Raw genomic sequence first — 11,476 nt, forward strand, 5'->3', positions numbered from 1 at the left:
ACCTGACCCCATGCCGAACTCAGAAGTGAAACGCCGTAGCGCCGATGGTAGTGTGGGGTCTCCCCATGTGAGAGTAGGGAACTGCCAGGCATCAATTAGAAGAACCCCGTACCGTAAGGTGCGGGGTTTTTTGCTTTTTGTTTCCCTGTCTGGCCTTTCTCTTAATCCCTTATCCTGCTAATGGAATGTGTGATCTTTGTCTCAATGTTATTTATAACAAAATTATAACATTTCATTTACGAGGTAATTGAGTCTCATGGCTCAATACGCCGCTGTTTATGGCAGGAGCATAATCACAATGACAGAAAGCATTACATCAAACGGGACGCTGGCTAACAGTGATACCCGAAGAAGGGTATGGGCAATCGTCAGCGCCTCTTCAGGGAATCTGGTTGAATGGTTCGACTTTTACGTCTACTCATTCTGTTCACTCTACTTCGCACATATTTTTTTCCCATCCGGCAACACCACAACGCAGCTGCTACAAACAGCGGGGGTTTTTGCTGCAGGGTTTTTAATGCGACCCATCGGGGGCTGGCTGTTCGGTCGCATTGCGGATCGTCGCGGCCGTAAGGCTTCTATGCTGATCTCGGTGTGCATGATGTGCTTTGGCTCTCTGGTGATCGCCTGCTTACCGGGATATGAATCGATTGGTACCTGGGCACCGGCGCTACTATTACTGGCCCGCTTATTTCAGGGATTATCGGTGGGCGGTGAATACGGTACCAGTGCGACCTACATGAGTGAGATTGCACTGGAAGGACGTAAAGGTTTTTACGCCTCATTCCAGTATGTCACGCTGATTGGTGGTCAACTGCTGGCCATTCTTGTGGTGGTGATCCTGCAGCAAATTCTGACGGATGAACAACTTCACGCCTGGGGATGGCGAATTCCTTTCGCGATGGGCGCAGTACTGGCGGTTGTCGCACTTTGGCTACGCCGTCAGTTAGATGAAACCTCTCAGAAGGAAGTCAGAACGCTGAAGGAGGCGGGAACATTCAAAGGGTTATGGCGTAACCGTAAAGCTTTCCTTATGGTGCTGGGCTTTACTGCGGGCGGATCTCTCAGTTTTTACACGTTCACGACCTATATGCAGAAGTACCTGGTGAACACCACCGGCATGCACGCAAACGTTGCCAGCGTAGTCATGACCGTGGCGCTGTTTGTCTTTATGCTTATACAACCTATTATCGGTGCGCTCTCGGATAAAATCGGTCGACGTACGTCGATGCTGATTTTTGGCGGGCTGTCGGCGTTATGTACCGTACCTATTCTGTCTGCCCTTCAGCATGTGACTTCGCCGTATGCCGCGTTTGCGCTGGTGATGCTGGCGATGGTGATTGTCAGTTTTTATACCTCTATTAGCGGAATACTGAAAGCCGAAATGTTCCCGGCGCAGGTACGTGCTTTAGGGGTAGGGCTCTCTTATGCGGTAGCTAATGCGTTGTTTGGCGGATCGGCGGAGTACGTTGCGTTATCGCTTAAATCATGGGGAAGTGAAACGACATTCTTCTGGTACGTAACGATAATGGGCGCACTGGCCTTTGTTGTTTCCCTGATGCTGCATCGCAAAGGGAAAGGTATACGACTTTAATAGCGCGCCATCTGCCACACGGCATAGCCGGTCGTTGCGCCGGCGACATCCCAGGCGAAATCTTTCCAGCTCCAGCCGCTCCCTGCGGGGCGGCTATCCCACAGTTCTTTTGATGCTCCAAGACTGACTGAGAACATCAACCCAATTGCCGCACTACGATCCCGGCTGTATCCCTGATGCTGCGCATATTCATTGCCGGCTGTGGACAACATCGCGGAAGCTAGGAAATGCTGGGCTTTATCCTGTCCGGACCAGTTATCGTTGGCCATATGGCTACAGCCGCTCAGAAAGAGGACGCTCAGTAACAGAGGAATACGCATCAACGGGCTCCATAAAAAAGCCCTGCGGGTGGCAGGGCCTGGACATTACAGAATACGGCTGATAAGTCGGTCGATACGAATACGACGTAAGCGGCGGATAAGCTTGCGGACTTTCACCGGATAATCGGCAATGCTCTGCAGTTCGCGGTAGTGATTCACCACAGTGGTATGTGTGCGAATCAGCTCCAGCTCACGCTCACGTTTTGCGGCTAGCTCATGCTGCGGGTCATGGATCAGGATAGCGTTTTCCAGATCCAGTCGCCACGCGCGTGGGTTCAGGTTGTTACCGGTCAGCAGCATCCACTCATCGTCGACCCACATTCCTTTCAGATGGTAAGTGTTGTCTTCGTCTTTCCAGAGACGCACAACCAGCTGGTCAGTGTTTACATAATACTGTAAACGGCTCAGGAAACGGCGCAGGTTAATCTCATAGAGATAAGGCAGCGCACCGATGATTTTGAACGGCTGATCTTCAGGAATGAAGAAGTCGTTTGCGGTTTTATCACCAACGATGATTTCCACTTTTTTACCGTCGCGCAGCAGCTGAATGATATTACGCACCAGCACGGCTGGAAGGTTGAAGTACGGCGTACAGATGGTGAGTTTCTGCTCCGCGCACGGCATCAGATGGAAGATCGTTTTGTTCAGCAGGCTTGATTTGCCGAGCCCTACCAGCGGGGTAACGGATAACTCTTCGTTGTTCGCATCGCCCTGGAAATGATAGACCGCATCACGCAGTTCCTGGCGGAAGGCGCGAACATCGTTTTTGATTTCCGGGCTTTTAGGGCGCTCGGGATCGTCAAGGCGATTAACACCGCGTCCATGGACCAGATTTTTATCAACCCAGTTAAACATGATATCGGCCATCTGCGGATTACGGATCAGATGGTAGCGGTCGTAGCGATATTTATCGAGCTGATGAAGGTAAACATCATTCAGACTTGCGCCGCTGTACAGCACGCTGTCATCAATGATGAAGCCCTTGAAATGGAGAACGCCGAGCGCTTCACGGGTATTAACCGGGACGCCATAAACAGGCACATCAACGCCAAGATTTTCCTGCGCCGTACGGCAATACCAGTCAGCATTGGTGTTTGACGCGGCAGCGCCAATACGACCACGCTGAGCGCGATGCCAGTCTACCAGCACGCGAACATCAAGTTCCGGGCGCTGACGTTTGGCTTCATAGAGCGCGTTCAGGATCCCGCGCCCGCCTTCATCCTGTTCAAGATACAGCGCCACAATGCAAATGCGTCGCGTGGCGCTGGCAATCTTTTCCAGAAGCGTCTCCCGAAAATGAGCGGGAGCGTAAAAGAACTCTACATCATCAACTGACTGAGAAATCTTCGGTAGTTGAGCAAGGTGTTGTTGATGTTTATTACGCTTAAATTTTGACAACATCACAGTGCGTTTCTTCTCTGTTCATTGAAGGGTTGTCTGTACCATGCAAACAACATAAGCGGACAATGATACCACCAGTCCCGTCCAAAGTGGGTAACATTTCCAGTAGCTTACTCGCGTTTGTCTGCTGATGTCAGACTGAGGGACAAGGCCACAATACCTTCGTCCAGCTGAATATCAACGTCAAATCCAAGTTTTCGCGCCAGGGTCACCATACCGCGATTGTTAGGCATAGTAATGCCATTGAGGCGTAACAATCCGTGATCTCGCGTATAACTGATGAGTTTTTCCAGCAGCCGTCTTCCCAGACCCAGGCCTTTAAGATCTGAGCGCACCAGCACCGCAAACTCCGCATCGACGTTATCCGGGTCAGAAATCGCACGCGTGACGCCAAGGATCTCATCTCCCTTATCGGAGCGACGAACGGCAACAAACGCCATTTCTCGATCGTAGTCGATCTGGGTCATATTGGCTAAATCATCGTGGGTAAATTCGTTGATTTCGCTAAAATAGCGATAATAAAGATCCTCTTTCGTGACCTGAGAGATAAAGGCCCGCAGCTGGGGCTCATCTTCCGGCAGAATAGGGCGGAACAAGGCGCGTTCCCCATTCTTCATCTCAACCCACTCCTCCAGCTGCAGGGGATACGGGCGGATCGCCAGACGGCTCTCTCTGTCTCCTTCGAATGGCGCAATATCCAGGGTCACGTCCAGCGCCGTGAACTCATTGCCTGAGGCGAGCAGCGGATGAATGTCCAGCCGCTGGATCTCGGCACAATCCACAATCAGGTTAGAGACCTGCACCAGGAACTGGCTTAACCCGGCAATATCAAGCGGGCGCAGCGCACTCCGGCCACGGATCTTTTTACTTTTGATCGCCTGGATGATCAGATAACGCGCCAGGTTCATGTTCAGCGGCGGTAACGCCACCACGGCCTGCTCCTCCGGACGCCACTCAACGCCACCCTCTCCCAGCATGATGAGCGGTCCGAAGACGGGATCGTGTTCGACCACCACCCGTAATTCCTGAGCTCCCGCGCGGTTGGCCATGCTTTGCACCAGCAATCCGTGGATCCTTGCCTGCGGCCAGGCCATTTTGACCCGGTCGAAAATAGCATCAGCTGCCTGCTGCACCTCAGTCGCCGTACGCAGGTATAACATGACCCCCTGAACATCAGACTTATGCGGGATATCCGGGGAGCGGAGCTTCAGAGCCACCGGATAGCCAATCTGTTCGGCTATATGCACGGCCTCTGCGCTGTCGCTGGCGATCCAGGTCGGCAGAGTTTGCATCCCGTAGCTGCCCAGAATGGGCTGGACCTCATGCGTATCAAGCGAGGTCGCGCCTTCTTCAATAGCCTGCTGCAACAGCCGGTGAACGTCGACGGTGTTCGCCGTCAGATTCCCCGGCAAAGCAGGTGTTTCACGCAGCTGTTTCTGGTTGCGGCGATATTCCACCATATGCATAAATGCGGTGATGGTGCCTTCCGGCGTGCGGTAGGTTGGCAGCCCGGCCTCGCTGAACAAGCGCCGCGCCTCCTGAGAGGAAAACTCACCGCACCAGTTGGTGAGCAGGGTAACGTATTTACCGCGTGGATGATTGCGCACGGCATCAATGAGCGCGCGCGCGCTTTCACTGCCCGGCGCGACCGCGCTGGGAGAGTGGATAATCATCAGCGCATCGAAATCCTGGCTATCCAGCAAAATGGATATCGCCCTGATATAGCGGTCGCTGCTGGCGTCATCACGCAAATCAAGCGGATTGCCGGGCGTCACGCTGGTCGGAAGCGCTTCTTTCAGGCGCTGCAGCGTCTCTTCACTCAGCGTTGCCAGCTTGCCGAAGCGCCGCCACAGCTCGTCCAGCGCGAGCGCGGCAGGCGCCGCACCGTTACTGACAATCATTAGTTTCTCACCGCGCAACGGGCGCATATGGCTTAACGTCTCAACGGCGGAAAAAAGCTCGTGCGTATCCTGTACCCGCAGCAACCCCGCGCGCTGAATGGCGGCGTCCCAGGCGGGATCCATGCCGGAATGAGAATGCAGCAGACGCTGTGCCGCAGGGCTGCGTCCGCTTTTGATCACCAGGATCGGTTTATTGCGCGAAGCGCTTCGCGAAGCCGAGACAAAACGACGCGCGTCGCTGAGGTGCTCAAGATAAAGCAGGATCGCACTGGTTTTGCCGTCACGCGCCAGAAAATCCAGTAGCTCATCAACGTCGATATCCAGGCTGTCGCCCAGGGCAATGAAGTAGGAGAATCCCATTTCACGCTGCTGCGCCCAGTCGAGGATGGTGTTCGATACCGCAGCCGACTGCGAGATAAATGCGAGTTTGCCTTTGCGGATTGGAACCGGGGAGAAACTGGCATTCAGCCCCTGCCAGGGGGCGAGCAGGCCCAGACTGTTTGGCCCAAGAATTCGCATTTGATAGCGGCTGGCGCAGGCCAACAGCTCGGCTTTCTGTTCAGGGGGGGACGAGAGAATAATGCAGGTTTTACACCCCTTCTTGCCGAGTGATTCCAGCAGTTCCAGGTTACGCTTCGCGTTTGTACAGAGTACGGCAAGATCCGGCACGAAGGGCAGGCTTTGTACGTCAGGCCATGCAAGCACTCCCTGAACGGCCTTATAAGACGGCGTGACGGGCATGACGGGGCCATTAAAGCCCCCGGCCAGCAGATTGCGCATCATCAGATAGCCAGCACGATCCGGTTTCATTGATGCGCCGATAACGGCAATGGATTTAGGACGAAGTAGCGCTTCTAACCCTCGCTGGCTCATGCAGGCCTCCTGTGAATGCAAGCGACCTGATGATTTTAAACGCTTTCTGGCTCGGGCGCTGTGATGCTGCCCTTATGAACGGTTTTTCCCGCCAGATAGCGCTCCCGGAAGCATGAGAAATGGTTGCCCAGGGCACCAGCCGCAGCGGTATCTCCCGCTAAATCCAGAAGCGCAATTGCCACTTCGGCAGTGCAGTATTGCCCGTCAGCATGCGCTTCACGCAGGCGGTAGGCTGAGACGCGGGAAAGATCGACAGAAATCACCGGCAGCGCGTCGAGATAGGGGCTTTTGCGAAACATTTTTCGCGCTTCGGTCCAGGTACCGTCCAGCATGATAAACAGCGGTGGTTTACCGGATGGCGGCGTTGAAAGCACCTGGCGCTCTGCGCCTGCATAAGACGCGGGGAAAACGACCATAGGCTGATAGTCGGGGCTGGCCACTAAATCGAGCAGGGCCTGAGGCGGCTCCGTACGGGACCACTGAAACGCGGCGGTATCCGGCAGAATATCGGCGATAAGACGCCCCGTATTGCTGGGTTTCATCGGCTCGGTATCGAACATGACCAGACAAAAACGGCTTTCCGCCGTACTCGGAGCGAGCGTCTCGCACAGACAAACCTTCAGCGGCAGCAGGCAGCGCTGACAGCGGCGAATACGGTTGCCACGGGCGAGGAACGGTCGGGTGGCGCGCGCAAGGCGTTCGGCGCGTAATTTAAGGACAGCGTTATCAGTCATGGGCGAAATGCAGGAAAAACGCTATTTTCGCAGAGGCGGGAGCGGGGCACAAGACGTGCCCCGAGAATGTTAGAGCGACTCGTTTAACCAGCTTTCAAAAGGCGCTTTTGGAACCGCGCCGTTGAGCATATCGATCACTTCGCCATTTTTGAAAATCATAATGGTCGGGATGCTGCGAATACGAAAACGTGCGCTCAGTTCTGGTTCGGCTTCGGTATTGACCTTAACGAACCGCATTTTTCCGCTACGCTCTTCGGCCACATCTTCGAAAATCGGCGCGAAGCTACGGCAAGGGCCGCACCATGGCGCCCAGAAATCGATCACGACAGGAAGATCGTCCTTGAGGAGTTTGTCCAGCGTAGCACCCGTTGCGTTAATGACATCGCCATCAAATAATTCATGGCCACATCGTCCGCATTTCGCACCATCTTCCATCCGATCGTCCGGAATGCGATTAAGAGCCTGACAGTTGGCACATACGGTATTCATAACTAACCTCTGATAGAGCCGTGGGACAGCGGCAGAACGCCGATAATGTTTCTAATATGTTACATATTATCAATGAGCCTGTTTTAAACAACAATGCGTTTTATTCAATGAGAACAATAGTCACAGGCTTTTGTACGAAATTATGGCTATGCGCTGGCACATCGGGTAATCTGCGCGCTTCGCGCAGCGCTGGTGGAGAAAAGCATGAACGACGAAATGAAAAACAAAAGCGGCAAGGTCAAAGTGATGTATGTCCGCAGTGATGATGACTCTGATAAACGCACCCAAAATCCGCGTACCGGAAAAGGTGGCGGGCGTCCGGCGTCTTCTCGTGCAGACGGTGGCCGTCGCCCCGCCCGCGATGACAGAAATAACCGCGGTGATGACCGCAAACGTGACGATCGCAAACGCGATGACCGCCCACGCAGTGACCGACCACGCGACGATCGTCCGCGTGATGACTTCTCACGTGATAATGCCTCCCCGTGGCGCACCGTTTCTCGCGCCCCTGGCGATGAGACGCCGGAAAAAGCCGATCACGGCGGTATCAGCGGTAAAAGCTTTATCGATCCGGAAGTGCTGCGCCGTCAGCGTGCGGAAGAGACCCGCGTGTATGGCGAGAACGCCTGCCAGGCGCTGTTCCTGAGCCGTCCTGAGTGTATCGTTCGCGCCTGGTTTATCCAGAGCGTGACCCCGCGCTTCAAAGAAGCGCTGCGCTGGATGGCCGCGAACCGTAAAGCCTACCACGTGGTGGATGATGCCGAGCTGACTAAAGCCTCCGGTACTGAACACCACGGCGGCGTCTGCTTCCTGATCAAAAAGCGTAACGGCACGACCGTGCAGCAGTGGGTCAGCCAGGCGGATGCCGATGACTGTGTGCTGGCTCTGGAAGATGTGGGCAACCCGCACAACCTGGGCGCAATGATGCGCAGCTGCGCGCACTTTGGCGTGAAAGGCGTGCTGTTGCAGGATGCCGCGCTGCTGGAATCCGGCGCCGCGATCCGTACTGCGGAAGGCGGAGCCGAGCACGTACAGCCAATCACCGGCGACAGCGTTCTGGATGCCCTTGAGCAGTTCCGTAAAGCGGGCTATTCCATCGTGACCACCTCGAGCCATGCCGGTACGCCGCTGTTTAAAGCGACGCTGCCGCGCAAAATGGTGCTGGTGCTGGGTCAGGAACGTGATGGTCTGTCTGACGCGGCGCTCTCCAGTGCGGATCTGAGCGTCTCTATCGACGGAACAGGCAATGTAGAAAGTCTGAACGTATCCGTTGCGACCGGCGTACTGCTGGCCGAGTGGTGGCGTCAGAACAAGGCATAATCCATTGTGTTTTTTGTATGCCCGGTGAACCGGGCATACAAACTCAAACTACTCGCTCTCTGCCGGTAATACAGGCATCCAGTCAATCGGCGTTTCGCCACGTTTTTCCAGCCATTCATTCGCCAGAACAAAATGATTACTGCCAAAGAAACCGCGATGCGCAGACAGCGGTGACGGGTGCGGTGCTTTCAGCACGTGATGACGCTGACGATCGATAATCGCCCCTTTCTTCTGCGCGTGAGAACCCCAGAGTAAAAACACTACCCCTTCACGATGCTCGTTGATAAGGCTGATGACTTTATCGGTAAACGTCTCCCAGCCCAGACTGGCGTGCGAGTGCGCCTGGCCCGCCCGTACGGTAAGCACCGTATTCAGCAACAGCACGCCCTGGCGCGCCCAGCTTTCCAGGTAGCCGTGGTTTGGCCGGGTAAAACCGGGCACGGTTCCCTCAAGCTCTTTATACATGTTGAGCAAAGAAGGGGGTATAGCCACGCCCGGACGGACGGAAAACGCCAGCCCATGCGCCTGCCCGGGGCCGTGATAGGGATCCTGGCCAAGAATGACCACTTTCACATCGCTCAGTTCGGTGTAGCGAAAGGCGTTGAACACATCTTTCTGCGGCGGGTAAATCGTCTGTCCGGACTGACGCTCAGCGGCAACGGTGCTGAGCGTATTGATAAAATAAGACTGCTGCTTTTCTTCTGCCAGCACGTCATGCCAGGTTAAAGGTGTCGTCATCTCGCTCTCCTGCGAATCTCAATCTCTGACTAGCTTACCTGTTTCACCCCGGTGAGCAAAATTACGCGCTGAAATACGTGCTAAGTGGCTAAATTTATTTTGAAAAGATACAGGGTAAGTTGAATTGGTAAGGTTGTGAAATTGATCTAAAACAATAAATTCAAACCACACTCTTTATGTGGTTGGTGTTTTTGTTGATTTAAATCAATAAATCACCGGGGTGTGAATGTTATATATACACACAAGAAACAATGGTTTTACCAATTGGCCGCGAGAGGCCGACACGAGTTAATGTAGCCTAAGGGAGGCAACACATGATTACAGGTATCCAGATTACTAAAGCTGCAAATGACGATCTGCTCAATTCTTTCTGGCTGCTGGACAGCGAGAAGAACGAAGCGCGCTGCGTCGTTGCGAAAGCGGGTTTTGCTGAAGATGAAATCGTACCGGTAAACAAACTGGGCGAAATCGAATACCGTGAAGTTCCTATGGAAGTGCAGCCGGAAGTGCGCGTGGAAGGTGGTCAGCACCTGAACGTAAACGTGCTGCGCCGCGAAACGCTGATGGATGCCGTTGAGCACCCAGAAAAATACCCACAGCTGACCATCCGCGTGTCCGGCTATGCGGTTCGCTTTAACTCACTGACTCCAGAACAGCAGCGCGACGTTATCGCCCGTACCTTTACTGAAAGCCTGTAACGGCTTTAGCAGGGGGGGAATAAAAAAGCCGGGGATTTCCCCGGCTTTTTTTTACTCTTCAGTTTTCGTCTCTGGTGCGGCAGAGCTTGGCTTACGGCGCTTACCAATATTTTTGGTATCGCGGTGGCGCTGCTTCACGCGCGGTTTCTCTTTTTCTTTCTCTTTTCTCTCAGCACGTTTCGCGAGTGCTTTCTTGGACGGTTTACCCGTCATCTTTTCACTCGGCGCGCGCGTGGTCGGGCGGAGTTCGTCAATAACGCGCGCTTTCAGCGGCTCATCAACATAGCGGCCAATCTTCTGCAGCAGCAGGTAGTCATGCGCTTCGACCAGTGAAATCGCAATCCCTTTGCGGCCCGCGCGGCCGGTACGGCCAATACGGTGCAGATAGGTATCTCCGCTGCGCGGCATATCGAAGTTAATGACGTGGCTGACGTCAGGGATGTCGATCCCGCGTGCGGCAACGTCAGTCGCAACCAGCACGTTAACGCGGCCATCGGTCAGGCGCTTAATGCCTTCGGTACGCTTGATCTGCGCCATCTCGCCTTCAAGATAGCAGTTGTTGATCCCGGCGTTACGCAGCATTTCAGCCAGCTCGTGCACGCGCTCGCGCTTGCGAACAAAAACGATTGTGCGCAGAGCATCTTCCTGCTTCAGCAGATGTTTCAGCAATTCTACTTTGTGCTCGAGGTTGTCCGCGCGGTAGTACCACTGGTGGATCTTCTTACGCTCACGGGTGGACGGCGTTGCCGAGACTTCAACCGGATCTTCCAGCAGACGCTCTGCGAAGTCTTTGATCGCTTCCCCTTCGAGGGTGGCAGAGAACAGCATCGTCTGGTTACGCCAGCGCGTTTCACCGGCAATGTGCTCGATATCCTGTGCGAAGCCCATGTCCAGCATGCGGTCGGCTTCGTCGAGGATCAGCGTTTCAACCGCACGACAGTCGAAGTTCTCTTCTTTAATGTACTGCAGCAGGCGGCCCGTCGTCGCAACGACGATGTCCTGGTTTTCGCTGAACACTTCGGCGTGGTTCATGTACGCAACGCCGCCGGTGATGGTGGCGATATCCAGATGAGTATTTGCCGCGAGTTCACGCGCGTGATCGGCAACCTGCATTGCCAGTTCGCGCGTAGGCGTCAGGATTAAAATACGCGGCGGGCCAGATTTTTTACGCGGAAAGTCGAGCAGATGCTGCAACACAGGCAGCAAATAGGCTGCTGTCTTCCCCGTGCCGGTTGGCGCAGAACCGAGCACATCGCGGCCCTCAAGCGCAGGCGGAATGGCCGCTGCCTGAATGGCGGTCGGGCGTGTAAAGCCTTTGCTCTCAAGTGCATTGAGCAGGCTTTCATCGAGTTCAAGTTCGGAAAAAGTCGTTACAGTCATGTTCTACCTCTGTGTGGGGCGCTGATTA

The 11,476-nt window shown here is 54.5% G+C and carries 10 protein-coding genes and 1 rRNA gene; 4 read left to right on the forward strand and 7 right to left on the reverse strand.

Features of this window, described 5'->3' with window-relative positions; translation table 11 throughout:
• Both rrf and BJ885_RS09400 read left to right on the forward strand, forming a co-directional pair.
• Positions 1–90 (forward strand): 5S ribosomal RNA (rrf, locus tag BJ885_RS09395); the annotation flags it as partial.
• A gap of 208 nt (positions 91–298) precedes the next feature.
• Positions 299–1,594, forward strand: coding sequence for an MFS transporter (locus tag BJ885_RS09400; RefSeq protein WP_121931804.1), 1,296 nt, complete (start codon positions 299–301; stop codon positions 1,592–1,594).
• On the opposite strand, the gene BJ885_RS09405 is transcribed toward BJ885_RS09400, so the two are convergent.
• The 5 genes from BJ885_RS09405 to trxC all read right to left on the reverse strand — a co-directional run bounded on the left by BJ885_RS09405 (position 1,591) and on the right by trxC (position 7,312).
• Positions 1,591–1,914 carry a YfiM family lipoprotein gene (locus BJ885_RS09405; RefSeq protein ID WP_121931805.1) on the reverse strand — a complete coding sequence of 108 codons (324 nt, stop codon included), beginning with the start codon at positions 1,912–1,914 and terminating at the stop codon, positions 1,591–1,593. The two genes, BJ885_RS09400 and BJ885_RS09405, sit on opposite strands and share 4 nt — an antisense overlap.
• A gap of 45 nt (positions 1,915–1,959) precedes the next feature.
• Positions 1,960–3,315, reverse strand: coding sequence for a CDP-diacylglycerol--serine O-phosphatidyltransferase (gene pssA / locus BJ885_RS09410; protein ID WP_121931806.1), 1,356 nt, complete (start codon positions 3,313–3,315; stop codon positions 1,960–1,962).
• A 110-nt stretch (positions 3,316–3,425) separates the two neighbouring features.
• On the reverse strand, positions 3,426–6,089 hold the full coding sequence (gene pat / locus BJ885_RS09415; RefSeq protein WP_121931807.1) for a bifunctional acetate--CoA ligase family protein/GNAT family N-acetyltransferase: 2,664 nt from the start codon (positions 6,087–6,089) through the stop codon (positions 3,426–3,428).
• 35 nt (positions 6,090–6,124) lie between these two features.
• Positions 6,125–6,823 carry a tRNA-uridine aminocarboxypropyltransferase gene (gene tapT, locus BJ885_RS09420; RefSeq protein WP_121931808.1) on the reverse strand — a complete coding sequence of 233 codons (699 nt, stop codon included), beginning with the start codon at positions 6,821–6,823 and terminating at the stop codon, positions 6,125–6,127.
• 69 nt (positions 6,824–6,892) lie between these two features.
• On the reverse strand, positions 6,893–7,312 hold the full coding sequence (gene trxC / locus BJ885_RS09425) for a thioredoxin TrxC (protein ID WP_023308858.1): 420 nt from the start codon (positions 7,310–7,312) through the stop codon (positions 6,893–6,895).
• 204 nt (positions 7,313–7,516) lie between these two features.
• On the opposite strand from trxC, the gene BJ885_RS09435 reads away from it, so the two are divergent.
• A complete protein-coding gene (locus tag BJ885_RS09435; RefSeq protein WP_121931810.1) occupies positions 7,517–8,632 on the forward strand; it encodes a tRNA/rRNA methyltransferase in 1,116 nt (371 codons plus the stop codon).
• Between the two features lie 48 nt (positions 8,633–8,680).
• On the opposite strand, the gene ung is transcribed toward BJ885_RS09435, so the two are convergent.
• Positions 8,681–9,370 carry a uracil-DNA glycosylase gene (gene ung, locus BJ885_RS09440; RefSeq protein ID WP_047647042.1) on the reverse strand — a complete coding sequence of 230 codons (690 nt, stop codon included), beginning with the start codon at positions 9,368–9,370 and terminating at the stop codon, positions 8,681–8,683.
• Between the two features lie 314 nt (positions 9,371–9,684).
• Between ung and grcA the strand changes: the two genes are divergently transcribed.
• Positions 9,685–10,068 (forward strand): autonomous glycyl radical cofactor GrcA, encoded by a 384-nt coding sequence (gene grcA / locus BJ885_RS09445; protein WP_029741127.1) that lies wholly within the window; start codon positions 9,685–9,687, stop codon positions 10,066–10,068.
• Positions 10,069–10,119: 51 nt separating this feature from the next.
• On the opposite strand, the gene srmB is transcribed toward grcA, so the two are convergent.
• The gene (gene srmB, locus BJ885_RS09450; RefSeq protein WP_023308854.1) at positions 10,120–11,448 is read right to left on the reverse strand and encodes an ATP-dependent RNA helicase SrmB; all 1,329 of its coding nucleotides are present in this window, start codon (positions 11,446–11,448) and stop codon (positions 10,120–10,122) included.
• Between the last annotated feature and the right edge of the window lie 28 nt (positions 11,449–11,476).

The organism is Enterobacter sp. WP_7_1 (genome assembly GCF_003688535.1).
GTDB lineage: Bacteria > Pseudomonadota > Gammaproteobacteria > Enterobacterales > Enterobacteriaceae > Enterobacter > Enterobacter asburiae.